Origin of the sequence: Pseudotamlana haliotis (genome assembly GCF_008806375.1) — a bacterium.
Lineage (GTDB): Bacteria > Bacteroidota > Bacteroidia > Flavobacteriales > Flavobacteriaceae > Pseudotamlana > Pseudotamlana haliotis.
Genome location: NZ_WAAT01000044.1, coordinates 1 through 26240, shown reverse-complemented (window position 1 = coordinate 26240; position 26240 = coordinate 1). Strand labels below are relative to the sequence as shown.

Below are 26240 nucleotides of genomic sequence, written 5' to 3'. Positions count from 1 at the left end.
AAATTATTTTGAAAAGAATATAGATAAATCAAATTCGATGATAAATAAAAACACCAAAAGTAAGATGGCTATGATAATAACAAGACGCTTATTGACACCTTTATCCTGATTGTTTTTCAAATCATCTAATGCGTCAACAAATTTCCCTTTTAAGCTTTTGTTATCTCCTACCGTTTTACGGTAATCATCAAACTTGTGCTTGATTTCAAACGGATTTCCTTCACCTTTATCATCATAAAAGCGTGGCGTATAACTAAATTTTTTGTTTTTACGTGGTTTTAACAATGCCATGAGTTCTTAAGTTTAAGTTAGAGGTAGTTCTTATCTAATAAGTACATACAAATTAATAATAATACCAAGATTAAAACTAATATTTTCGTGGACATTGCCCCGCGCATTTGCGGCTTAGCACCACTTGATTTTCGCCATTTTGAGACAAAATCAGGCGTTTCCGGCTTTTCTTCTAAGCTAGAATCGTTTCTATCATCCTTAGAAAACCGAGGTTGATAATTGAAAGTTTTATGTTTACGTTGTTTAAACAAATTCGCGTACCGTTATCCCTCAAAAGTACTTAAAAATAGGTAGATATTAAGAACAGGAATGCTAAAAATTGTTAACAATTCCGAGCCTTTAGACATTAGTGCTCTAAAATTAAATGTATTTACAAAACAGCACGCTATGCCATTGCTAATTTAGAAAAAGCCTCAACTTCAACAAGAAGGGAAGGTTTAACTGTTTCGGCGTAACTCAGCCATTTTAATCGCAGCAATAGCAGCTTCCGTACCCTTGTTACCGTGAATTCCTCCTGAACGCTCTTCAGATTGTTGGATGTTATTATCGGTAAGCACACAGAAAATCACTGGTGTTTCGTGTAGCACGTTTAAATCTTTGATGCCTTGGGTAACCCCTTCACAAACAAAATCGAAATGCTTAGTTTCCCCTTGAATCACACTACCTATAGCAATAACCGCATGCACCATTTGCTCTTGCATTTTCTTGCAACCGTAAATGAGTTCGAAGCTTCCCGGTACATCCCAACGCACAATGTTGTTAGGCAACACACCATTATCGATCAAGGCATCATAAGCCCCTTTATAAAGTCCTTCGGTGATGGTATCGTTCCATTCTGAAACAACAATCCCAAACCGAAATTTACTCGCGTTTGGGATTGTTGCTTTATCGTATTCTGATAAATTTTTATTTGCCGTAGCCATATAATAGCAATTTATTTATTTGCCAACACTTCTGCTTTTCCAATAAACACATCTACTTGAGCAGCTTGAGCAGAATTAGAATAATCTTCTTTAATTCTTTTAAAGTAGCTTAATGCTTTATCTGATTGTCCTAAATCTAAAGCAATTGTTCCTGCTTTAAATAAGTACATTGGTGTTGTGTATTCGTTATCTCGCATTTCAGCAGCTTCTTCGTAATATCCTAAAGCATCCTCATTTTGGTTCAATTGCACAAAAGCATCACCAATATTTCCTTTAGCTAAAGGTGCTAAAACCTCATCTTCACTATCAAAGTTACCCAAATACTCTACAGCATTTTTGTAATCTTTCAATCTTAAATAAGCTGTACCTGCATAGTAGTTTGCTAAATTAGCTGAAGACGTACCGCTGTACTCTTCAATGATATCTAACATTCCGAATTTACCTTCACCACCATTTAAGGCTAAGTTGTATAATGAATCCTTCGCTGTACCAGTAACCGCTTGGTCAAAATATTTTTGAGCTTGAAACATATCGTTCATGGCTGAAGCTTGCTTAGGCTTAGAGATAAATTCCTTATACCCTAAAGAACCTAAAACTACAACAGCAACAATACCAATAATGATAAAGATATATTTTTGGTTTTTCGCAACAAAGTCTTCGGTTTTGGAAGCAGATTCGTCAAGGGCATTAAATACCTCAGCTGTAGTTGATTCTTCTTCTACATTAACTTGCTTCTCCTCCTTTGTTTTTGGTTTGTAACCTCTCTTATTATAAGTTGCCATTTATTACGTCTAATTTATTGTCGCGCAAAAATATAATTTTTCTTCATAACTAAAAGGGTATTTATTTGTTATTTTTCAATAATTTGCACATCTTTTTATCGCTAAAGCTCCAAAACCTTCGTTAAGTTGCTATTTATATGATTTTAAAATCACTTTCTCTTCTCAATTATAAAAACTTTGACAGCAAATCATTCGTTTTCAACGATAAGATTAATTGCATTGTTGGAAATAATGGTATTGGAAAGACGAATATACTCGATGCTATTTATCATTTATCCTTCGGAAAAAGCTATTTTAACCCCATCGCTTCGCAAAATATTAAGCACGATGAAGCTTTTTTTGTCATCAATGGCGACTATGAAAAAGAAGAAAAAACCGAAAAAATCGTTATTAGCTTAAAACGCGGGCAAAAAAAAGTCATTAAGCGTAACGGAAAGATTTACGACAAGTTTAGTGAGCACATTGGTTTTTTACCGCTTGTAATCATTTCACCAGCCGATCGCGATTTAATTATTGAAGGTAGCGACACCAGGCGTAAGTTTATTGATAGTGTGATTTCGCAAAGTGACAAAAACTACCTTAATCAACTTATTAGCTACAACAAAACACTGGCTCAGCGTAATGCCTTATTAAAGTATTTTGCACTAAACCACACCTTTAACCAAGACACTTTAGATGTCTATAACGAGCAGCTTAATGATTATGGGACTGTGATTTTTGAAAAACGAGATAGCTTTCTAAAGGATTTCATCCCCATTTTTAAATCACGCTACGAAGCCATTAGCAACGGCAAAGAAGTGGTTGATTTGGTTTATAGTAGTCAGCTAGCAGAACAAAACCTGAGTGGACTTCTAAAAAACGCGCTAAGTAAAGATCGGGCATTACAATACACCAGTGTTGGCATTCATAAAGATGATTTGAATTTTAATATAGAAGAACATCCCATTAAGAAGTTTGGAAGCCAGGGGCAGCAAAAATCATTTTTAATTGCTTTAAAGCTAGCACAATTTGATTTTTTAAAGGCTCAAAGTGGCGTAAACCCTATCTTATTATTAGATGATATTTTTGACAAATTAGATGAACAACGCGTCTCACAAATCATTAAATTAGTAGATGATGAGAATTTTGGACAGTTATTTATTAGTGACACCCATGCCGACCGTACCGAAAAGGCCGTAAAACAAGTACATCAATCTTATGAAATCTTTAAATTATAACCATGGCAAAACGCAATAACGACCACATTAGCATACAAGACGCCTTAAAAGAATTTGTAGAAACCAATAGACTGGAAAAAGGTCTAGATAAAGTTAACGTGGCCGATGCTTGGGCCAAGCTTATGGGCAATGGCGTGAATAATTACACCAACTCTGTAAACCTTGAACGTGAAACCCTTTACGTACAATTAAACTCAAGTGTATTACGAGAAGAATTAAGCTACGGCAAACAAAAAATAATTACCATGCTTAACGAAGAATTGGGCAAGGAAATCATTAAAAAATTGATTTTAAGATAATTATAAAAAAGAATAAATTTTAAATAAATTGATAAAAAACAATCTCGTACAATTATTTACACTATCTTTGGAACTTAAATTTTTATAATACAAATACAATGAGTAAAGGTACAGTAAAATTTTTCAACGATTCTAAAGGATTTGGTTTCATCGTTGAAGAAGACAACAACAAAGAACATTTCGTACACATTTCAGGACTTATCGATGAAATTCGTGAAGGTGATGTTGTAGAATTCGATCTTCAAGAAGGAAGAAAAGGATTAAACGCCGTAAACGTAAAAGTAGTCTAACAATATACTATTTTAAACAATTACAATAAGAACCTATCATTTTTGATAGGTTTTTTTTGTGCCTCTTTTTGAGGTAAAACCACCTCAAGTCGAAATTTAACGAACAAAAAATTCCGCAACAAAGTTGTTACGGAATTTAGATTTATTACGAGTTGTTTGTTTTCGGTCTTCGAGCGGAGTCGAGAAGTTTGGTTTATTGTATAAAACTAAAACTGCTCTCTTCCTGAAAAATGAAAAGCACTTTCAATCGCCGCATTTTCATCGCTATCACTTCCGTGAACCGCGTTTTCCCCAATAGAAGTTGCGAATAATTTTCTGATAGTTCCTTCAGCCGCTTCAGCAGGATTTGTTGCACCAATTAAAGTTCTGAAATCTTCAACAGCATTATCCTTCTCTAAAATGGCAGCCACAATAGCACCACGCGTCATGAATTCCACTAATTCTCCAAAAAACGGACGCTCGCTATGAACGCCGTAAAATGCTTCAGCATCAGCTTTGGTCATTTGCGTTAATTTTAAAGCTACGATTCTAAAACCTGAAGCAGAAATTTTTTCTAATATCGCCCCAATGTGTCCGTTTTCAACCGCATCAGGCTTAATCATTGTAAATGTTCTATTTGTTGCCATTTTTAATATTTAATGTATTGTTAATTTTATAAAAGAATTGTCTTCATAAAATGATAATTTCTTGAAAACAAAGCAATAAACCTTCCATGGTTTAGGCTGCAAAAGTAACCTATTTATACAAAAAACCAACTAAACCAGTTTTAAAAAATTGTATCTTCGCCCTCTATGAACAAACAAGATATATCAAACATTAAACAATTATTATCATCACCAAAAAAGATTGTAATTGTACCACATAAAAACCCTGACGGAGACGCCATTGGCTCGACCTTAGGCCTCTACCACTACCTTATAAAACACCATCACAATGCTCAAGTTATCGTGCCAAACGATTACCCTTCATTTTTAAAATGGGTTCCTGGCAACGATAATATTCGTATTCATGACGCTGAAACCAGTGCTTGTAACCAACTAATCAATAATGCAGATGTTATTTTTACCCTAGATTTTAACGCTTTTCATAGAACAGGAAACATGGAAACGGTTTTAGCCGAAAGTGATGCATTAAAAGTCATGATAGACCATCACCAAGCACCAGATGATTACGCCACGTACATGTATAGTGATGTAAGCATGAGTTCTACCTGTGAAATGGTATATCACTTTATAGATTTATTAGGTGACGAAAGCCTCATTGACACGAACATCGCGACTTGTCTATACTTAGGGATCATGACCGATACGGGGTCGTTTCGATTTAACTGTACCACGAGCACCACACACCGTATTATAGCCAACCTTATTGAAAAGGGTGCCGATAATTCTGCAATTCACAACAATGTTTACGACACCAATAGCTTTGAACGCCTACAGTTACTAGGCTGCGCTTTAACCAATTTGAAGGTGATTCCAGAGTCACGTGCTGCTTACATTAGCTTATCTCAAGAGGAATTGAACCGATATCATTATAAAAAAGGTGATACTGAAGGTATTGTGAATTACGCTTTATCATTAGATGGCGTTGTATTAGCTGCTATTTTCATTGAAGACAAACAAGAAGGTATTATTAAAATATCCCTGCGTTCTAAAGGTGAATTTTCGGTCAACAATATGTCTCGCGCTCATTTTAATGGTGGCGGACACACTAATGCTGCCGGAGGACGAAGCGAATTATCACTCAATAAAACTATTGAAAAATTTATTAGTATATTGCCTAGTTATAACCAAGACTTAAACCATGCATAAACTACTATTAATCGCATTAGCTCTTGTTGCTTTTGGCTGCAAAATGCCCGAACCGCGCAAACCTGTTTCTGTAAAATCTGGCTCTTTCATTGATGCTTCTGTTGAACGTAACAAAAAGCTTAATGCTAGGGAACATGCTACAATTGAAAAAATATTAAACCAAGAAGGTCAAGAGTACTTGGCTTCCGATAGCGGTTTTTGGTACTACTATAACACAAAAATTGAAGTAGATTCTTTAGAAACACCAGATCTTGGTGATTTAGTAAACTATAATTACAACGTAAAAACACTTAATGGTAAATTAATTTATTCTGCAGAAGAATTAAAAACTCAAAATTACACCATGGATAAGGAGGAGTTATTCACAGGACTACGTGAAGGCTTAAAACTCATGAAAACAGGTGAAACAGTGACCTTCTACTTCCCTTCTCAAAAGGCCTACGGTTATTATGGCGATGAAAACAGAATTGGAAGCAACATACCTTTAATTTGCCAAGTTACTGTAAATTCAATTACTCAAAGCGAATGAATATAATAGTAAAGCACACGATTAAAATTATACTTTGCATATTCTGCTTGAACCTCTCCTCATGTGAGCCTTCTTACTCAGAATTGAAAGATGGTTTGTATGCCGAACTGAAAACCTCAAAAGGCATCATGATTGCCAAGCTTGACATCGAAAAAGCACCGGTAACTGTGGCTAATTTTGTTTCCCTCGCTGAAGGCACCAACACCTTGGTTAAAAAGCCTTATAAGGGTAAAAAATATTACGATGGAAGCATTTTTCATAGGGTAATGAACGATTTCATGATTCAAGGTGGAGACCCTACAGGTACAGGAAAGGGCAACCCTGGTTATAAATTCATGGACGAGTTTCATGCTGATATTAAACACGACAAACCCGGTATTCTATCTATGGCTAATCCTGGTGAAAACGCTAACGGAAGTCAATTTTTCATTACTGATGCTGCCAAACCGCATTTAGATCATGTACATACGGCTTTTGGTGAAGTTATTATTGGCCTCGATGTTTTAGACTCTATTTCAAACGTAAATACCAATGAAAAACACAGACCGATACACGATATCGTTTTAAAACATGTGATTATTATAAGAAAAGGTAAAGCCGCAAAGTCCTTTAATGCGCCTAAAATTTTCCAAGATCACTTTGCTGAAGAAGAACGTCTCGCAAAAGAGAAAAAAGAAAAAGCCGCAGCCACTTTAAAGGCCACTCACGATAAGTTTGAAGAACAAAAAGAAAAAGCCACAACCCTAGATTCAGGTTTAAAGTTTTATATTTCTGAAAAAGGCGAGGGACAAAAGCTACCCAAAAACGCCAAAGCCTTGGTAGACTACTCCGTATTTTTTGTTAACGGAAAATTAATAGAAACCAGTAAAATTGATGTCGCTGAAGCCCTTGGTGCTGTAAACAAAAAGCGTAAATTCGCCAATAAATACCACCCGATTACAGCGGAGCTCAAACCTAATGCCCATATGATTCCTGGATTTAAAGAAGGCCTTCAACAACTTCATGTTGGAGACAAGGCCACCTTGTTTATACCTTATCATTTAGCTTACGGTGACAGTGGAACCCGAGGAATACCGGGAAAATCAAACCTGATATTTGAAGTTGAAATTTTAGAACTTTTAAAATAAAAAACAAAGCTTAAAGTCTATGCATCCATTAAAATTTGATTGGAATCCTCTTACAGGAATTGATATTATAGGGAACTTTAAAATTCACTTTTATAGCCTCATGTGGGTGACCGCTTTTGTTTTAGGCTGGTACTTGATGAAACGTATTTTCACCAAGGAGAAAGTATCCTTAACTTATTTAGACCCGCTTTTTATTTATACCGTTTTAGCGACCATGATTGGTGCCAGATTGGGACATGTTTTATTCTATCAATCGGAGTTGATTACAGAAGATTTCTTCAGCATCTTTTTACCTTTCAAATTTAAAGGTGGTTTTGAATTTACAGGATTTCAAGGCTTAGCCAGTCACGGTGCTGCCATAGGTATTATAATAGGCATGTATTTATACCGACAAAAATACAATTACAAATCATTGCTTTGGATTTTAGACCGCGTGGTGATTCCTGTGGCTTCTGGTGCCATTTTTATACGTATTGGAAACTTTATAAACTCTGAAATCATTGGAAAGATAACCGATTCAAATTTTGGTGTCCGTTTTATTCAAGATCAGTATTACAAGAGAGAAGCCATGCAACTAACAGGCATTAATGATGCTCAAAAAGCATATGATGCCATCGCTACCAATCCGCAGTTTCAGAACTTATTAGACGCCGTGCCTTATCGCCATCCGTCACAATTATACGAATCGTTTTGCTATATATTTGTCTTTTTAATCTTGTGGTTCTTCTACACAAAAACGATTAAAAGAGACCAACCAGGATTCTTATTTGGTTTATTTTTAGTATTACTTTGGACGATCAGATTCTTTATTGAATTCACAAAAGAACCTCAAGGTGATGAATACATCAACTGGTTTGGACTTAATACAGGCCAATGGCTAAGTATTCCATTTGTACTAATAGGCTTGTATTTCATGTTTATCTATAAACCTAAATCGGCTACAACATAAGATGCTTCTTAAGCGCAAGGTCATTATATATGTTTTACTCGCTGTTTTAACATTCAGCGCCTGTAAGAACGATAAAAAAATAATCAAGCAAACCGAAGTTTCCTTTACCAAAGAAGGAAGCCTTAGCATCATTAAAGATTCTGACAGCACTAAAATCACTTTAGATATTGAAATTGCCGATACCGATTTCGACATACAAACGGGTCTGATGTATCGTGATTCTATGAAAAACAACCGAGCTATGCTTTTTGTTTTTAAAGATGAACGAGAACACTCATTCTACATGAAAAACACTGAATTCTCAATAGATCTTATTTATATTTCAGCAGATAAATCTATTGTAAGTTTTCAAGAAAACGCCGTGCCTTATGACGAGTCTTCGTTACCTTCAAACGGCTTAGCTCAATATGTTTTAGAAGTCAATGCTGGTTTAGTAAATACTTGGCAACTTTCAGTTGGTGACCAAATAAACTTCTCCAAAAGTCCTACTAATTAATTCAAAAGTAAAAAACACTTCTCTCTTCTAGTAAAGCGAAGGATTACAAAACCTGCTAAAATAATTACGGCATAAATTCAAAAGGATTTTTATTATATTTACAAGACATTGTAGTCAAACAAATCATATTAATTAATTTACAATCCCGTAAAAGACAATAGATTTCACTTTAATTAAATTCGTTAAAGCGGTTCTAGTACACTAAAAACCATTCCATAATTATGAAAAACCAATTATTTGCGCTTGCCCTCATTCTGGTAACGTCCGTAGGATTTACTCAGGAAACCAAAGAAATTGACTCCACAGCCGTATTTATTTTAGACAAAATGACTGCCGTTATTGGCGATTTACACGCTGTTAATTTTCACTTGAGCAGTTCTAATGACGAACTTGATGTAAACAAACACATCGTTAAAGAACACCATGAAAGTGATATTACTTTTTCTGGTCCAGATAAACTACATATTCGTATAAAAGGTACAGAATACGACAAAGGTTTTTGGTACGATGGTTCACACATGAATTTTTTCAATTACAACGAAAACAACTACGTGACTCTTGAAGCTCCAGAAACCACATTAGCTATGATCGACGACATGCACGCGAATTACGACTTCCAATTTCCTGCCGCCGATTTTTTCTATCCAGCTTTCACAGATGATTTAATTGAAGACTTTGATAGTATTAAATTTCTAGGAAAAAAAACATATGATAACGAAGAGTGCTACCACATTATGGCGAATAACAAAAAACTTAATGTTCAAATTTGGGTATCTAGTGAATCAGATGTGCTACCTAAACATTTTGTGATTATCTATAAAGACAAATCAAATATGCAGTATGAGGCTACATTTAGTGACTGGCGCTTAAACCCTAGCATCCCAGATGCTAAGTTTAACTTTCTTCCACCACCTAACTCAAGACTCATTAGCATCTTAAAAAAGTAGTTTGTTAACTTTAAAATTTAATCATCATGACATCATATTCATTAAACATAAAACATAAATTTGGACTTTTATTTGTATTTGTAGCTTTAGCCTTTCCTTCTGATTTACTTGCCCAACGTATGGGGCATGGTGCATCAAGAGGTGGCGGAGGTATATCAAGAGGCGGCGGTGCAAGCCGTAGCATGCCTAGTCATAGAAGCACACCTAGCCGATCAAATACTCGAGCGACAACAACCCACAGATCAACACCAATAAGGTCTATTAATGGAGGCGGTAGAACAACGGGAAACCGCAGTTTTGGTTCTAGTAAATCAAAAGGTAAAGTGGCCAATAAATCAACCTCAAGAAATGTTTCTACCAACAGAAAAACTTCTACGGTAAAACGTACTTCTAACAATAAAATAGGAAACAACAGAGGCAATAAAGTTGGAAACAAAACACATATAGGCAACAACAATGTAAACATCAACGTTAACAACAGCCGTCATAATAACAACATTAGAAATACACGAGTAAGATCAAGTCATGCAAGATATACAAGACCTCCGTATAGATATGGCGGAAGAGGCTATTATTGCCACAGACCATACTATTACCATCCTTACACGCCTTTTTATTGGGGACCAGTTTGGCACCCATGGGGTTATTTTGTAACCTCATTAGCTAGAACGGCTATTATTGTAGCGATTATTAGTGACAATAACGATGATAAAAACGAAGAATACCACTATGATAACGGTACCTATTACCTAAAAACAGAAGATGGCTTTGAAGCTGTACAAGCTCCAGTTGGTGCTCAAGTTCCAGAAATCCCAAAAGAAGCTCAAAAAGTTGAAGTTAACGAAACCAACAATTACTATTACGGTGGCGCTTTTTATGAGAAAAATAAAGATGGATATATTGTTGTTCCCGCCACTGCAGGAACCATTGTTCCTGGCTTACCTGAAGGTGGCGAAGAAGTAAAAATAGGAGACGTAACTTATGTTCAATTTGGAGAAACATACTACCAACCAATTCAAGTTGATGGTAAAGACATGTATGAAATTGTAGAAGTAAAAGACGAATAAATTTCTAAATCATGATTATAATAAAAAAACAAGCTTATTAAATACAAGAAATAAGCTTGTTTTTTTTATTTATAGTATTATAATCTGTATAACTGTTAACATATCTAATGTCTTTTATTGTCATCCCAAGGAATAGAGGAATCTCACACTTATTATTGAAAGATTCTTCAGTCATACTTTTGAATGACAGAACCAAAATATTTTTAGTATTTTGACCGTTTACAGACAATCAATTATTGCAACAACTTTTACGTCTTTAAAAACTTAACCCTCAAAGTTCAAAATGACCAGAATAAAGAAAAAAACTAAAATCATTCTTTTTTCAATTATAGCAATAATTGTTATCGGGCTTGCCGTTTTACCAACTCTGGTTAAAAACTACGCTATTAACAATAGCAAAACCCTTTTAGGGAGAAAAATAGACATTGGAAGCTTAAAATACAACTACTTCACAAGCACCGTTCGTGTTTATGATTTTAAAATGTTTGAACAGAATGACACCGATGATTTTATTGTTTTAGATACTTTTCTACTAAACTTAAACCCGCTTAAACTCATAAAAGATAAGGTTGAAATTGACCAAGTTTACTTTAGCCACCTCACGGTAAACACCACTATGAAAGATTCAACGTTTAACTTTGATGACCTTGTGGCTTTTCACAACTCAACCGACACCATACAAAAAGAAGATTCTCCCCCTTTGAAATTTAGTATTTCTGACATTGCTTTAAAACATGCCAATTTCTTTTTTAACGACCAGAATGTCAATAAAGAAACTCATGTGGAAGATTTTAACTTTGAAATCCCGTACATCGGTTGGGATCAAGAAGAAAAAAGTAATGCCGACTTAAAATTTAATTTAAAAAATGGCGGTTATTTTAAATCTTCACTCAATGTAGATCCGTCTAGCGGCGAATTTGATGCACACTTCACCATTCGTGAATTACAATTAAAACCCTTCTACGAATACGTGGCTGAACATGCTGAAATTAATAGTTTATCAGGCAGTGTCAATTCTGAAATATTAATTACGGGAAATACGAATGAAGCTTCGAAAGCTATTGTTTCAGGAAAAATTGATGTCAACAATTTTGAAATGACAGATAAGGCCAATAAAAAGTTTTTAGGCGCCAAACACATCGAATCAAAAATCAAAGCCATAGACTATTACAACAGCTCTTATACTTTTGACACTTTTAAAATTAACAACTCTTACACCTTTTTTCAATTAGACTCCACCTCCAATAACTTTTTCAAAATTTTCAAATTAGATAGTCCAGAAACCACCGAAACAGCAGTTAAAGACACTTTAGCTTCAAATGAAAAAGCATTGTACTATGCCGTAAACCAACTTGTTGTAGAAAACAGTGTATTAGATTACACCGATAATCTAACCGGAGAACCATTCAACTACCATTTAAGTGATATAGAAATTAATTCCAAAGCAATAACCAGCACTTCTGAGTGGATAGATATTTATTCCACTATGCTACTTAACAATCGCGGGACTTTAAAAGCCAATTTAGGATTAAATCCTAACGATTATTACAATTCAACTTTAGACATTTCAATCGAAAACTTTCTATTACCAGACCTAAACATTTACACAAACTATTATATGGGTCACAGTATTTTACAGGGAGACATGTTTTACACTTCAAAATCAAAAATTGTAGATGGTCAAATTGAAAGCGAAAACAAGTTACTAGTAAAAAACGCCTCATTAGAAAACACTAAAGGCGGACTCTATAATTTACCCCTAAAGTTTGCTTTTTTCCTACTCACCGATAAACATGGAGATATTCATTTAGATGTTCCTGTTAGAGGAAACTTAAACGACCCTGATATCAACATTGGGAAAATTGTTTGGCAAACTTTCAAGAATGTTATTGGCAAAACCGTAGCCGCGCCTGTAAATTTCTTGGTTGGTTTGGTTGGCGGTGACCCAAAAGATTTAGAAGAAATTGATTTCAGTTATACCGACAGTATCCCTTCTGAAAAGAACTATAAGCAGCTTGATAAATTGCTAGAACTGGAACAGAAAAAGCCAGAACTAAAGATCGACCTGACCTATTTTGTAGATAACAAGCTGCAAGGGGAAGCCCTGGCAAAAGCTAAACTCGGTCAAGCCTTTTTTCAAGAAACCCGAGAAGACTACGAAAAGCAAGACAAAGACTTTGAAGCGTTTGTCCTCGCAAAAGCAGAAACAGACTCCTTGAGTTTAGACGATGCCATTAATAAGCTAGTGCAACAACCTGAAAAGGACAGTTTGGTTGTCGCTTACAAAAACAGCCTAATTCAAAGCACTGAAACTTACATAAAAGAACAAGCAGCTTTCAGCAAAACTGAAATCAAGGAGGCTAAAAAAGAAGACCCTGAAAACACCGGAACCTTCCCTAAGTTTAAAATAAGCTATGGTATGACAGCCGAAGATTAAGGTTAAGCATTAAAAGCTATTAAAATTCAGGAAAATTAAGCATTAAACTAGTGTTAATTCTAGATACAAAACTTAATAAACAGCAATAATTTTTATCTTTACTTTATAATTAATTCAAACATTTATGAAAACAATCAAACAAATTGGAGCTGCCCTGGCCATGTGCTTAATCGCAGCATCCGCATCCGCTCAAAAAAAACCAAACATTCTTGTCCTTTGGGGTGACGACATTGGACAATCAAACGTTAGTGCCTATTCAATGGGAATCACAGGGTACCAAACTCCAAATATTGATAAAATAGCTAAAGATGGCGTTATCTTTACCGACTATTATGCTGAACAGAGTTGTACTGCTGGTCGTTCTTCTTTTATTTTAGGACAAAGTGTATTCCGTACTGGATTAAGTAAAGTAGGAATGCCAGGAGCCAAAGAAGGTATTAGTGAAAAAGACCCAACGATTGCAGAACTTTTAAAACCTCTAGGTTATACAAGCGGACAGTTTGGTAAAAATCACTTAGGTGACCGCGACGAGCACTTACCAACCAATCACGGTTTTGATGAATTTTTTGGTAACCTTTACCACTTAAATGCTGAAGAAGAGCCTGAATTAAGAGATTATCCAGATCCAGAAAAATATCCAAATTTCAGAAAGAACTACGGGCCAAGAGGTGTCATTCATTCAACAGCTGATGGTAAGGTAGAAGATACAGGGCCACTTACTAAAAAACGTATGGAGACTATTGATGACGAATCATCAAAAGCAGCCATGGACTGGATTAGAAAGCAACATAAAGCAGGAAAACAATGGTTTTGCTGGTGGAATGGTACCCGTATGCACTTTAGAACTCACGTAAAAGAAGAGCATAAAGGAATTTCTGGACAAAACGAATATGGTGATGGTATGGTTGAACATGACATGCATATTGGACTATTCTTAGACTTATTAGATGAATTAGGCATTACTGATAACACCATCGTTTTATATTCTACTGATAATGGTCCTCATAAAAACACCTGGCCAGATGCTGGTATCAACCCTTTTAGAGGTGAGAAAAACACGAACTGGGAAGGCGGTTGGAGAGTACCTGCTATGGTAAGATGGCCTGCTGAAATTCCTGCTGGACAAATTTCAAATGAGATCATTTCTGGTATGGACTGGATGCCAACTTTCCTTGCGGCTGCTGGAGATGATAAAGTAAAAGACAAACTTTTAAAAGGTCACTCTGCAAACGGAAAAACCTTTAAAGTACATTTAGATGGCTACAACATGCTACCTTTATTAAAAGGTGAAGAGAAAGAAGGAAGACGTCACGAAATCTTTTATTTCTCTGATGATGGCGATTTAACGGCATTAAGATATGACGATTGGAAACTTATTTTTATGGAACAAAGAAGCCCAGGTACATTACAAGTATGGGCAGAACCTTTTACACCTTTAAGGTTACCTATGATTTATAACTTAAGAAGAGACCCTTATGAATTTGCAAGCATAACATCTAACACCTATTATGATTGGTTATTAGACCATGCCTTTTTACTAGTACCAGCACAAGCTTATGTTGCCAATTTCTTAAAAACCTTTAAAGATTACCCACCACGAGCTAAAGCTGCAAGTTTCAGTTTAGACAAAGTGATGGAACAATTATCAACACCTACAAATAATTAAAAACCGTTTATATGTAAAAACAGGCTTATTTAAAACCGTAACAGACCACATTGTTTTTTGTAAGCCTCTTTTTACTTTTAATCCATTAAATTAAAATCATTATGAAAAAAATAGTATTATTAACCATCGGACTTGCGTTTTCAGCTATTTCAATGTCAGCGCAATCATTTCCTTTAAAATCTTCAGACATCCAAGCTGCAGGTTCATCACAATTAAGTGATTCACAAACAGAAAAGGTGAAACAAGCCTTAATGAAAGATGAGGATTTACAATCTAAAACTATCGATTATTTAAAAAAGGACCCGGAAACAGCAAAGTCTGTAATGGATTTAGCATCTAATTCTTCTAGCAATTCAAACTTAATGCAGTCAATTCTTGGAAATAAATCGTTAACAGATCATGCTATTGACTACATTACCAAAAACCCAAAATTATTAAAGCAAGCCCTTAAAGTGGTAGGCCTATAATTTTTCTTGAATTTTTACCATTTTAACCATATAATGTTGCATATAATTTGTTTCTTTTTCGCCCATATTTCAATATAAAATAAAACCATAGCTAAGGCTATGCTTGGATTTTCTATTTCATCTGAACAAAAAATAATTCAAATTAAGAATACGACATTATAAAATTAAATTGGTATTAGAACATAAAAAAACGTCTGAAAATTAATTTTCAGACGTTTTCTATTTTTAAGGACTTATTAAATTATTATAAGTTTAATAATCCATTAGTTTTTGTTACACCTTCGGCACTAGCTTGCACGTGTGCTTTTTCAGCATCACTTAAAGGAATATCAACGATTTTTTCAATACCATCTTTTCCTAAAACTACAGGTACACCAATACAGATATCATTTAAACCGTACTCACCTTCTAAGTAAGTTGAACAAGGGAAAATCTTTTTAGTATCGCAAGCAATAGCTTGTACCATACCTGATACAGCAGCTCCTGGCGCGTACCAAGCAGAAGTTCCTAATAACTTCGTTAAGGTAGCCCCACCAACTTTAGTATCAGCAGCAACTTGCTCTAAACGCTCTTCGCTTAAAAATTCAGAAACTTTAATACTGTTTCTTGTTGCGTGACTTGTTAATGGCACCATACCAACATCACTATGTCCACCAATTACCATACCATCAACATCACTAATAGGAGCTCCTAAAGCTTCAGCTAATCTGTATTTGAAACGTGCAGAATCTAAAGCACCACCCATACCAATAATTCTATTCTTTGGCATGCCTGTAGCTTTATGTGCTAGGTAAGTCATGGTATCCATTGGGTTACTCACCACAATAAGAATCATGTTTGGAGAATGTTCTAATAAACTTGTAGACACATCTTTAACAATTCCAGCGTTAATACCAATTAACTCTTCACGAGTCATACCTGGCTTACGAGGAATTCCTGAAGTAATCACACAAATATCACTATCTGCTGTTTTGCTATAATCGTTAGTGACACCTGTGATTTTAGTATCAAAACCATTTAAAGATGCACATTGCATTAAATCCATTGCTTTTCCTTCTGCAAAACCTTCTTTGATGTCTAGAATCACAACTTCTGAAGCGAAATTTTTAATAGCAATATACTCTGCACAACTTGCACCTACTGCTCCTGCTCCTACTACAGTTACTTTCATTTTTTCTATTATTTATTATTAGTATTTAATTTGTTTTTAGGTTTGAATTATAATAAGTTGATAACCTGAAATTTATCATGACCTAAAACTATTTTAATTTTGTCATTCCGAGAAAACGAGGAACCTCACTGATTATTAGAAGATTCTTCACTTCGTTCTGAATGACAAAAATGACTATAAGCATATTTTCAACATTCAGTTACCACTAAAAATTATAGTTCAAACCACGCTAATTTACGAATTAAAACCCTTTTAATAAAAAACTAATAGGCTATTCCTTAGTTTTTTGAGACTACCTAATTTTTTTATGATAAAAATTTAGAAATTATTTATAAACTTCTCAAATCACTGATTAAAGTAAAATGTTTTTATGGTATCATTTTTAAAATTGAAACCGTTTAGAAAAAGAAAGACCGTCTGAAAAATAAATTCAGACGGTCTTATTCAATATATCAATAATACCAATTATGACTTAAAAGGCGCCCTAAATAATTTGGAATATGAGTTTAATAGAAACAAATTCTATGGCTCATTTTAGGTTATAATTGGTATAAGTACTATTACGTTACGCATCAATATTAGCATAAACGGCATTTTTCTCAATAAATTCGCGACGTGGTGGCACCTCATCTCCCATTAACATAGAGAAGATTCTATCGGCTTCCGTACCATTATCGATTTGAACTAAACGCATAGTTCTAAACTCAGGATTCATTGTGGTATCCCAAAGTTGCTCTGCGTTCATCTCACCAAGACCTTTATAACGTTGTATTTTAGCACCGTCACCAAATTCTGCTATAATCGCATCACGTTCTTGGTCAGACCAAGCGTAACGTTTTTTAGCACCACGCTTCACTAAATATAATGGTGGTGTTGCGATGTAAATATGTCCGTTTTCAATCAACTCCTTCATATACCTAAAGAAGAAGGTTAAAATTAAGGTCGCAATGTGGCTACCATCAATATCGGCATCACACATGATAACGACTTTATGGTAACGTAATTTTGAAAGGTTTAGCGCTTTACTATCCTCTTCTGTTCCAATGGTTACACCTAGGGCAGTGAAAATGTTTTTAATCTCTTCGTTTTCAAAAACCTTATGTGTCATGGCTTTTTCAACATTCAAAATTTTCCCTCTTAAAGGTAAAATAGCTTGAAATGCACGGTCACGACCTTGTTTGGCCGTTCCACCCGCCGAATCTCCCTCTACAAGGAATACTTCGCATTTTGTAGGGTCTTGTTCTGAACAATCTGATAATTTTCCTGGCAGACCACCAATACTCATTACCGTTTTACGCTGTACCATATCACGCGCCTTTTGAGCAGCATGACGTGCTTGAGCCGCTAAAATCACTTTTTGAATGATGGTTTTAGCATCATCAGGGTGCTCTTCTAAATAATCGGTAAGCATTTCTGAAACCGCCTGACTTACAGAAGCCGAAACCTCACGGTTACCAAGTTTAGTTTTAGTTTGACCTTCAAACTGAGGTTCCTGAACTTTTACAGAAACAATAGCTGTTAAACCTTCACGAAAATCATCACCAGCAATATCAAACTTAAGCTTATCTAATAAACCAGATTCATCGGCGTATTTTTTAAGCGTATGAGTTAAACCACGACGGAAACCTGATAAGTGTGTTCCCCCTTCATGGGTATTAATATTATTTACATAAGAATGTAAATTTTCAGCATAAGAAGTATTATAAACCATAGCGACCTCAACTGGAACACCATTTTTTTCACCTTCAAAAGCAATCACATCTTTCATTAAAGGCTCACGAGTAGCATCTAAATAGGTGATAAATTCCTTTAATCCTTCTTCTGAATGAAAAGTTTCACCTTCAAACTCACCATCTTCTTTAACGTGACGCTTATCAATTAAATGAACTGTAATCCCTTTATTAAGGTAAGCCAACTCACGCAAACGACTCGCTAAAGTGTCATAACTATATTCTAAAGTTTGGGTAAAAATTGACGCATCTGGCTTGAAAGTTACAATGGTACCACGTTTATCGGTATCACCCACTTTTTTAACTGGGTAAAGGGCTTTACCACGCTCATATTCTTGCTCCCAAATTTCACCATTTCTATAAACAGTAGCTTTTAAATGATCAGACAAAGCATTCACACAACTTACACCAACACCGTGTAAACCACCAGAAACTTTATAAGAATCCTTATCAAACTTACCACCTGCTCCAATTTTAGTCATTACAACCTCAAGAGCAGAAACCCCTTCTTTTTTGTGTAAATCTACAGGAATACCACGACCATCATCTTCTGTAGTAATCGAGTTATCTTCATTAATAATTACTGTAATATTATTACAATGTCCGGCTAAAGCCTCATCAATGGAGTTATCTACAACCTCATAAACCAAGTGGTGTAATCCGCGTACACCTACATCACCAATATACATCGACGGACGCATACGCACATGCTCCATACCTTCAAGGGCTTGGATACTATCTGCAGAATAATTATGCTTATTAAATTCTTCTTTAGGTTCGCTCATAATTTATGTTTTCTAAATTAATGTTCTTGTTAATTGATTTTTCAAGCTTCCGCGGAAGCGTAACAAGTTTCAAACTATCTATCATTTAAATCAAGACAACGCTGAAACATTTGCATAAAAAAAGATGCCATTGAGCATCCTTTTGAACACAAACAAATATACGGCTTTATGACCTCATATTAAAGCATTTCGTCGAGTGATGCTCAAAATTATCAACAATTGTTAATTACTAAAAACATGCTTAAATCGCTTAAAAAGTATCTTAAAATCGATTTCACTTCTTATTAGCCTCACCAAAATCCTTACAAAATCAAAAACCGCTCTAAGCGCTTTATTTAACTTCGGAGATTCAAGAAAAACGAACACATTAATTCATTTTAACATCAATTTTACCGCAGCTGAATATTTTTTCTAAAAAATGAGAAATATCACCTTTCCTCATTAACAATGTTTATAATTTTGTTTATTAATTATGAAGTTAGAGTTCTCAAAAATGAAAAACATAAAGCTTTTAGTCATATTTATTGCACTGCTTACAACCCCGAAATTAGTAATCGGGCAAGAAGCTGAATCTACCACTGAAGACTTAAAAAAAGAAGCTTTCAAACCTTCATTTAACTGGAATGTACGTGCTCAATTTTGGTTGCGCTACTCCAATTTAAACAATAGCTCCTTAGTCAATAACGAACCGACATCTCATTTTACTGACATCTCTATACGTAGACTACGAATTCCTCTGTCTGCACAAATTACACCTAAACTATACGCTTCTGCACTTTTTGGTGATAACAACTACAACATCAAGTACAGTGGACCTTGGATTCGTGTTTTAGACTTTTATGCCGAATACGCCTTTTCTAAAGCGTTTACAGTTGGGTTAGGTAAATCAGGTTACCAAGGTTTGAGCCGTTGGAATGTTCGCTCCAGCTACTCTTTAATGGGATTAGACTCACCTTTATTTCCATTAAACACGGTTGAAAAAAATGATGATTTAGGGCGTCAATTTGGGATTTGGATTAAAGGTCAGGCCGGGCATTTTGATTACAGACTTTCGGTTAATCAACCTAAGCAAGTCTCCGCTATCCCTGATGGTAAAGTAGATTTTGCAAATAACAGACCGCGTTGGAAAACCTCATCTTATGTGAAATATCAGTTTTTTGAAAATGAATCAAACAAATCGGCTTACCAAGCTGGCACCTATTTGTCTGCTAAAAAAGTTTTTAATATTGGTGCTGGATTTCAATTTCAAGAAAAAGCCTTTAGCGATGGTGATGCCCAAGACCCCAATACCAACTTATATGACATGAAGCACTGGGCGGTTGATTCGTTTTTAAATTTACCCCTAAAAAACCAACAAGCGATTACCGCATATTTAGGCTATTACAATTTTGATTACGGCAAAGATTACATCAGGAATCTTGGTGCAAACAACCCCACCAATGGTGTAGAAAATGGTGATTTTAATGGTGCCGGAGTTGCTTTTCCCATGATGGGAACCGGAAGCACATGGTACTTTCAATGGGGTTTTGCCTTTCAGAAAAACAAAATATTCAATCAGGTTGTCGTCATTCAACCTAATGTAGCGATTCAACATGCCAAATGGAACGCGCTAAATGACCCCATGACTGTTTATGACTTTACGGTTAACTTTCTAATGAGCGGTTCTCACAACAACAAAATAAGCTTAGGTTACCAATACCGCCCTATCTTTGACACAGTCGGCTTAAACAACATTGACTATAAAGGCATGGCTGTTTTACAATACCAAATCGCTTTAAAATAATCGTCGTAAAAAAGACTAATACTACAGGCTTGTTAAGGTTTTTACCACCAATAAAGCCTGAAAACAACACCAGTCCTGTTTTAGTCGCAAATTGAAAGCAAAAAACGCATTATACCCGCTTCATTGTTATTAATATTTCAATGATCATAACACTTTACTCCCTTTTTTTTATAATCATAACATAATTCCAACTTTAGGCTTTGTAATGCTCAAACTACCTAAAATCTTTTGTAATTTTACCCGCTTAAAAGTTTCACTTTAAAATAGATAAAAAAGACATGAGTAAAATTATGACAGTCGACGTTTTGTCGAGTATTAAAGGAGCACAGCCTTCCGAGACTGTGAACAAATTATTTGAAGTTATTAAAAATGCCAATCTTACAAATAATAATTCTTTTAATAATAATCATAATTGCGTGTCATTAAATAATTTGAGAGAAGACGTAGTGATTGACAGTTCTCCACTGGAAAAACAAATCATTATTGAAAACTTCCCAAAAGAAAAAAACGGTTATTTAGTCGTTTCTAAAGTCATCGAAGAATAAGTTATGGACTCTCAAATACAAACAATCCACCAACAGCTGGTGGACAAGGAAATTACTTGTACAGCACTTGTGCAAAGTAAATTAGACGCATTAAAGCAAAACACCAACAATACCGTTAACGCCCTACTTGGCGAAAAAGCTTTAGAACTGGCTGCAAAAGTAGATGCTAAAATTGCCAATGGCGAAAGCATTGGTTTATTAGAAGGAATTCCTTTTGGTATTAAAGACGTGTACATGGTTCAAGGCACGATAACAACGGCGAGTTCAAACTTGCTTAAAAATTATAAGTCGGCATACACCGCGACAGCCATTCAAAAATTATTGGATGCTGGCGCCATTCCGTTAGTAAAAGAAAACTGTGACAGTTTCGGGCATGGGTCTTCAAGTGAGAACACCATTTTCGGAGCCGTAAAAAATGCCAACAATCCCGATTTAGTTGGCGGTGGTTCCAGTGGTGGATCGGCCGTTAATGTGGCTAAAGATTACACCGTTTTCTCTATTGGAGGTGATACCGGTGGTTCTATTCGTCAGCCTGCAGGCTACAACAATGTGTATGGTTTAAAACCCACTTACGGGCGCATTTCACGCTATGGATTAATGGCTTATGCCTCTTCAACCGATTGTGTTGGCCCTATTGCCAAGTCTCTTGAAGATATTCGCATCGTGTTAAACGCTATGAGCGGAAAAGATGTAAAGGACCAAACGACTTACGCTTCCGCGGAAATTGATAAAGATGCGATTTCAACTTCCGAAGACATAAAAACCATTGGTTACTTCAAGAATTTCATTGAATCTGAAGCCATTGATGCTGAAGTAAAAGCAGATTTCTTAGCAACCATCGAAAAAATAAAAGCCAAAGGCATTGAAGTGAAAGCTTTAGATTTCTTTGAATCAAATACTTTAGTTTCTACATACTACACCCTAGCTATGGCAGAAACTGCCTCTAACCTTTCACGTTTAGATGGCACCAATTACGGGAGCCGTATTGAAGCTGAAAATTTAAAAGAAACCTACTCGGTGACCCGTTCTGAGAATTTTTCAGAAGAAACCAAACGTAGAATTGTTGGTGGAAACCAAGTGTTATCACAAGGATTTTCAGATGAAATCTATTTAAAAAGTTTAGGCTTGAGAGATCAAATTTCAGAAAATTTTGAAAAAGATTTTAATGAAGTAGACATCATCCTGTCACCAGTAACACCAAGTACACCGCCTAAAATTGGCGATAGTTTAAAAGATCCTCTAGCCATGTATTTATCTGATGCTTACACGGTTGGATTTAGCTTAGGGCAACTACCAACGCTAACCGTACCACAAGGCACAAGTACAGGCTTACAAATTACAGCCGCAAAAAATAATGACGAACTCGTTTTGAAGTTTGCTAACTTCTTAAAAGACACGATATAATGGAACTGGAGCAATTAAACGAGCTATTAAAAAAGCACGACTTAGAATTAGTAATCGGTCTGGAAACCCACGTTCGATTAAACACCAATACAAAATTATTCTGTTCTTGTGCCAATCAAGAAATAGAACAACCTAATCAAAATATCTGTTCGGTTTGTACTGGGCAAATGGGTGTTTTACCTGCCATAAACAAAGAAGCTATCACGAAGGCGATTTATTTTGGTAAAGCGGTAAAATCAACCTTTTCCAACGAAGTAATTTCTTGGGATAGAAAACACTATGAATACCCAGATAATCCGAAAAACATACAAATTACACAGTTTCACAACCCTGTGATTCCAGACGGACAAGTGTCTTGTTTCCGTAATGATGGGTCGCAGTTTACTGTAAATTTAACGCAGGTTCATATCGAGGAAGATGCCGCAAAACTGATGCACGAAAAGAAAGTGTCTTTAGTTGATTTTAACAAAGCCGGGGTTCCTCTAATTGAGATTGTGACTGAACCATGTATTCGTCATATTGAAGATGCTTCAACTTACGCGCAGTACATTCAACGTATTGTACAGAATTTAAAAATCTCTGAAGCAAACCTTGAAAAAGGTGAGTTTAAATCGGATGTATCGGTGTCGCTTCGTAAAAAACGTGGCTACGAGTTAAATCCGCGTACCGAGATTAAAAACCTGAACTCCTTTAAGTTTATGGTCGATGCATTAAAGGAAGAAGTTGAAAAACAACTGAATTACTACATCGAAAACAAAGAATTTAGACCAGATCAGACTACGGTTTTATGGGATGCTGAATTAAAGCAAACCAAAACCATGCGTAAAAAGGAATTTGAAGCTGATTACCGTTTTATTTCGGAACCAGACTTACCTTTTGTAAGCATTAAAGAGGTCGTTGAATCTATTGATGTTGATGTTTCAACCTTACCTTTTGCTGTTGAATCCATTTTAATTAAAGGTGGTGTTTTACCTCAGGATGCTAAGTTCTTTACAGCAGATTCGCTACGTTCTGAAACTTTTGTTGCGATTAATAACGTGATTAAAGATCCGTCGTTTGTTGCAAAAACGCTGGTAAATAATATTGGAGCCGATGATTATGGTTCGATTCACCGCATTGAACACCTTATCGAAATCTTCCAAATGTTTAAGGAAGATAAGGTTACTTCTGTTTTGGTTCAAAATGCAATAACAGCCTATTTAAAAGACCGCGCATTTGATTACCAGAAATATTTTAAGGACAACAGTATTTCTGAATCTCAAATAGAGGAAGCTATTGCCAAGGTTATTTCTGAAAACGAAGCCATTGCTAACGACATCAAATCGGGCAATCCAGGTAAAGCCGGAATTCTTGTTGGAAAAGTGATTGCTATTATTGGTAAAGGCGCTTCAGGAAAAGTGATCCGCGAAGGCATTTTGGGTGCTCTTTCTGGGAATAATGACGGCACATTGAATACTGATGCCGGAAGCACAGAGCAAGCAACAACCAGCAACAATCAACCAACAACAAAAAAGGAAGAAGAGGTTTTACCACAAATTCCTATCGTTATTAAGGACGAATATAGAACTCATGTGATTTCCAATGTCTCGGAAGCACAAATTTCTGAAAGCATTACACTTTCAGGATGGGTATCTAGCGTGCGTGATCACGGGGAGTTGATATTTATCGATTTACGTGATTCTAGTACGCAAATCTTCCAAGTGCGTTTGAGTAGAGAGTCTTTTCCTAATTTAGATGAATTGGTACGCCTAAAACCAGAATCGGTTATTACGGTAACAGGCACTGTTTTACAGCGAAAAGAAGACGATTATAACGCTGCTTTACGTACCGGTAAAATTGAATTAGAAGCAACAGATTTAGAAATTTTAAACCTTTCTAAAACATTGCCTTTCGAAATAAAAAGAGCAACAAAAACAAATGAAAACGTACGTTTTCAATATAAATATTTAGACCATAGAAATGACGATGTGCGCCGCGTGATTGTGAACCGCCACAAAGTGATTAAAATGATGCGTGATATTCTAGACGATCAAGATTTCTTAGAAATTGAAACGCCTATTTTAAGTGCTGGAACCGATGAAGGTGCACGTGAATTTATCGTGCCTACACGTAAGCAAGCTGGTGCGTTCTACACCCTTCCGCAGGCACCACAACAATTCAAACAAATGTTGATGGTTTCTGGTTACGAGAAGTACTTTCAAATAGCGCGTTGTTTTAGAGATGAAGATTCTCGTGGTGACCGTCAGCCAGAATTTACACAGTTGGATATTGAAATGGCCTACGGTAGCATGCAACAAATCATTGATTTGAACACGAACATGTTCAATAGCATTGTTCAAAAAATATATGGCAAAAAATGGATTTTACACCCGTTTGAAGTCATTACCTATAAAGAAGCCATGGATTCTTATGGTTGCGACCGTCCAGATTTACGTTTCGGATTGAAATTACAAGACATTACCGAAATTGTTAAAGACACTACTTTCCAGGTATTTAGTAAACCTATTGAAGAAGGTGGTATTGTAAAATGTATTAAAGTTTCGGCTGAAGAGCAAGGCAGCAAACGTTTATCTAAAGGGCAGATTGAAAAACTAACTGGTGTTGCCCAACAACACGGTTTAGGTGGTTTGGCTTATATTATTGTAAATGAAAACGATTTACAATCGCCAATCATCAAGTTTTTAGGTGAAGATATTGCTGCAGGTATTATTGAAGCCACTCAGGCACAAGTTGGTGATATTGTATTCTTCTCGGCTGCCGATTATGCCACGGCGAATAAAGCTCTAGACGCGGTACGTCAAGAATTAGGAAGTATGTTACGTTTAATCAATCCTAAGGAATTAAGACCGGCATGGGTAGTTGATTTCCCGATGTTTGAAAAAACAGACGAAGGCCACTGGACGTTCACACACAACCCGTTTTCTATGCCAGCCATTTATGATTTAGACAAACACATGAATGGTAAAGAGGAAGAAATAGGAAGTATTATCGCCCAACAATACGATTTAATCTTAAATGGTTACGAAATTGGTGGTGGTTCTGTGCGTGCTCACAAACCTGAAATTCTTGAAGCCACATACAAAAATATGGGCTACAACAAAGAAGAGATGATGCGCAGCGTAGGTACCATGTACAAAGCCTTCCACTACGGGGCACCTCCACACGGCGGAATTGCTTGGGGTGTAGACCGTTTAATGATGATTTTAGAGAAAAAAGCATCGATTAGAGAGGTTATGGCATTCCCAAAAACAGGAACCAGTGAAGACTTACTTTTTGGAGCGCCTTCTCTATTACCAGATAAAAAAGTAGAAGAAATGAATGTGAAAGTGATGAAGAAATAAATCTAAAAAACCTTCATCATCCTGAACTTCTTTCAGGATCCCATATAAAACTTTAAAAAAAAGCCTCAGTTTATCTGGGGCTTTTTTGTTGGGTTATATATCGGTGGACGGGTTGTATGTTTATAATGTTTTATATTTGGTTGTTACCCTTCATTAAAAAAAACACCAAAGTTCACTATTTGA

Annotated in this window: 23 protein-coding genes; 17 read left to right on the top strand and 6 right to left on the bottom strand. The window is 35.7% G+C overall.

The genetic code is table 11. The features are described from left to right. Positions 1-3: 3 nt before the first annotated feature. From F6U93_RS08790 to F6U93_RS08780, 3 genes are all read right to left on the bottom strand, one after another. Positions 4-291, bottom strand: a complete 288-nt coding sequence (locus F6U93_RS08790) for a riboflavin synthase subunit beta (RefSeq protein WP_150938915.1) — start codon at positions 289-291, stop codon at positions 4-6. Between the two features lie 437 nt (positions 292-728). Beyond that, positions 729-1214, bottom strand: coding sequence for a 6,7-dimethyl-8-ribityllumazine synthase (gene ribH / locus F6U93_RS08785; protein WP_150938913.1), 486 nt, complete (start codon positions 1212-1214; stop codon positions 729-731). An 11-nt stretch (positions 1215-1225) separates the two neighbouring features. Next, positions 1226-1996 carry a tetratricopeptide repeat protein gene (locus F6U93_RS08780; protein WP_150938911.1) on the bottom strand — a complete coding sequence of 257 codons (771 nt, stop codon included), beginning with the start codon at positions 1994-1996 and terminating at the stop codon, positions 1226-1228. A gap of 137 nt (positions 1997-2133) precedes the next feature. On the opposite strand from F6U93_RS08780, the gene recF reads away from it, so the two are divergent. The 3 genes from recF to F6U93_RS08765 all read left to right on the top strand — a co-directional run bounded on the left by recF (position 2134) and on the right by F6U93_RS08765 (position 3802). Then, complete coding sequence (gene recF / locus F6U93_RS08775; protein WP_150938909.1) at positions 2134-3213, top strand: DNA replication/repair protein RecF; 1080 nt, start codon at positions 2134-2136, stop codon at positions 3211-3213. A 2-nt stretch (positions 3214-3215) separates the two neighbouring features. Beyond that, positions 3216-3512: a DUF721 domain-containing protein gene (locus F6U93_RS08770; RefSeq protein WP_150938907.1), complete on the top strand. Its 297-nt coding sequence runs from the start codon at positions 3216-3218 to the stop codon at positions 3510-3512. 98 nt (positions 3513-3610) lie between these two features. Further along, positions 3611-3802: a cold-shock protein gene (locus F6U93_RS08765; RefSeq protein ID WP_067150460.1), complete on the top strand. Its 192-nt coding sequence runs from the start codon at positions 3611-3613 to the stop codon at positions 3800-3802. Between the two features lie 206 nt (positions 3803-4008). On the opposite strand, the gene F6U93_RS08760 is transcribed toward F6U93_RS08765, so the two are convergent. Beyond that, the gene (locus F6U93_RS08760; RefSeq protein ID WP_150938905.1) at positions 4009-4428 is read right to left on the bottom strand and encodes a nucleoside-diphosphate kinase; all 420 of its coding nucleotides are present in this window, start codon (positions 4426-4428) and stop codon (positions 4009-4011) included. A gap of 165 nt (positions 4429-4593) precedes the next feature. Between F6U93_RS08760 and F6U93_RS08755 the strand changes: the two genes are divergently transcribed. The 10 genes from F6U93_RS08755 to F6U93_RS08710 all read left to right on the top strand — a co-directional run bounded on the left by F6U93_RS08755 (position 4594) and on the right by F6U93_RS08710 (position 15298). After that, positions 4594-5613: a DHH family phosphoesterase gene (locus F6U93_RS08755; protein WP_150938903.1), complete on the top strand. Its 1020-nt coding sequence runs from the start codon at positions 4594-4596 to the stop codon at positions 5611-5613. After that, positions 5606-6142: a gliding motility-associated peptidyl-prolyl isomerase GldI gene (gldI, locus tag F6U93_RS08750; protein WP_150938901.1), complete on the top strand. Its 537-nt coding sequence runs from the start codon at positions 5606-5608 to the stop codon at positions 6140-6142. Before F6U93_RS08755 ends, gldI begins: the two co-directional genes overlap by 8 nt. Beyond that, entirely contained in the window at positions 6139-7269 is a 1131-nt protein-coding gene (locus F6U93_RS08745; protein WP_150938899.1) for a peptidylprolyl isomerase, read from the top strand. The genes gldI and F6U93_RS08745 overlap by 4 nt, the downstream gene beginning before the upstream one ends. Before the next feature lie 19 nt (positions 7270-7288). After that, positions 7289-8218, top strand: coding sequence for a prolipoprotein diacylglyceryl transferase (gene lgt, locus F6U93_RS08740; protein WP_150938897.1), 930 nt, complete (start codon positions 7289-7291; stop codon positions 8216-8218). A 1-nt stretch (position 8219) separates the two neighbouring features. Next, complete coding sequence (locus F6U93_RS08735; protein WP_150938895.1) at positions 8220-8714, top strand: DUF192 domain-containing protein; 495 nt, start codon at positions 8220-8222, stop codon at positions 8712-8714. Between the two features lie 221 nt (positions 8715-8935). After that, a complete protein-coding gene (locus tag F6U93_RS08730) occupies positions 8936-9661 on the top strand; it encodes a DUF2092 domain-containing protein (protein WP_150938893.1) in 726 nt (241 codons plus the stop codon). A gap of 26 nt (positions 9662-9687) precedes the next feature. Next, positions 9688-10728 carry a DUF6515 family protein gene (locus F6U93_RS08725; RefSeq protein WP_150938891.1) on the top strand — a complete coding sequence of 347 codons (1041 nt, stop codon included), beginning with the start codon at positions 9688-9690 and terminating at the stop codon, positions 10726-10728. 283 nt (positions 10729-11011) lie between these two features. Continuing rightward, on the top strand, positions 11012-13165 hold the full coding sequence (locus F6U93_RS08720) for a DUF748 domain-containing protein (protein WP_150938889.1): 2154 nt from the start codon (positions 11012-11014) through the stop codon (positions 13163-13165). Between the two features lie 124 nt (positions 13166-13289). Next, the gene (locus F6U93_RS08715; RefSeq protein ID WP_150938887.1) at positions 13290-14831 is read left to right on the top strand and encodes an arylsulfatase; all 1542 of its coding nucleotides are present in this window, start codon (positions 13290-13292) and stop codon (positions 14829-14831) included. A gap of 101 nt (positions 14832-14932) precedes the next feature. Then, the gene (locus tag F6U93_RS08710; RefSeq protein ID WP_150938885.1) at positions 14933-15298 is read left to right on the top strand and encodes a hypothetical protein; all 366 of its coding nucleotides are present in this window, start codon (positions 14933-14935) and stop codon (positions 15296-15298) included. Between the two features lie 244 nt (positions 15299-15542). On the opposite strand, the gene mdh is transcribed toward F6U93_RS08710, so the two are convergent. Continuing rightward, entirely contained in the window at positions 15543-16469 is a 927-nt protein-coding gene (gene mdh / locus F6U93_RS08705) for a malate dehydrogenase (RefSeq protein WP_150938883.1), read from the bottom strand. Positions 16470-17034: 565 nt separating this feature from the next. Next, a complete protein-coding gene (gene gyrB, locus F6U93_RS08700) occupies positions 17035-18984 on the bottom strand; it encodes a DNA topoisomerase (ATP-hydrolyzing) subunit B (RefSeq protein ID WP_150938881.1) in 1950 nt (649 codons plus the stop codon). 493 nt (positions 18985-19477) lie between these two features. Here gyrB and F6U93_RS08695 point away from each other — a divergent pair, with 493 nt between their 5' ends. The 4 genes from F6U93_RS08695 to gatB/aspS all read left to right on the top strand — a co-directional run bounded on the left by F6U93_RS08695 (position 19478) and on the right by gatB/aspS (position 26057). Next, a complete protein-coding gene (locus F6U93_RS08695; protein ID WP_150938879.1) occupies positions 19478-20767 on the top strand; it encodes a porin in 1290 nt (429 codons plus the stop codon). A gap of 278 nt (positions 20768-21045) precedes the next feature. Beyond that, positions 21046-21312 (top strand): Asp-tRNA(Asn)/Glu-tRNA(Gln) amidotransferase subunit GatC, encoded by a 267-nt coding sequence (locus tag F6U93_RS08690; protein WP_191963482.1) that lies wholly within the window; start codon positions 21046-21048, stop codon positions 21310-21312. A gap of 3 nt (positions 21313-21315) precedes the next feature. After that, complete coding sequence (locus F6U93_RS08685; protein ID WP_150938875.1) at positions 21316-22716, top strand: amidase family protein; 1401 nt, start codon at positions 21316-21318, stop codon at positions 22714-22716. Next, positions 22716-26057 carry a bifunctional amidotransferase subunit GatB/aspartate--tRNA ligase AspS gene (gene gatB/aspS / locus F6U93_RS08680; RefSeq protein ID WP_150938873.1) on the top strand — a complete coding sequence of 1114 codons (3342 nt, stop codon included), beginning with the start codon at positions 22716-22718 and terminating at the stop codon, positions 26055-26057. The genes F6U93_RS08685 and gatB/aspS overlap by 1 nt, the downstream gene beginning before the upstream one ends. Positions 26058-26240: the final 183 nt, after the last annotated feature.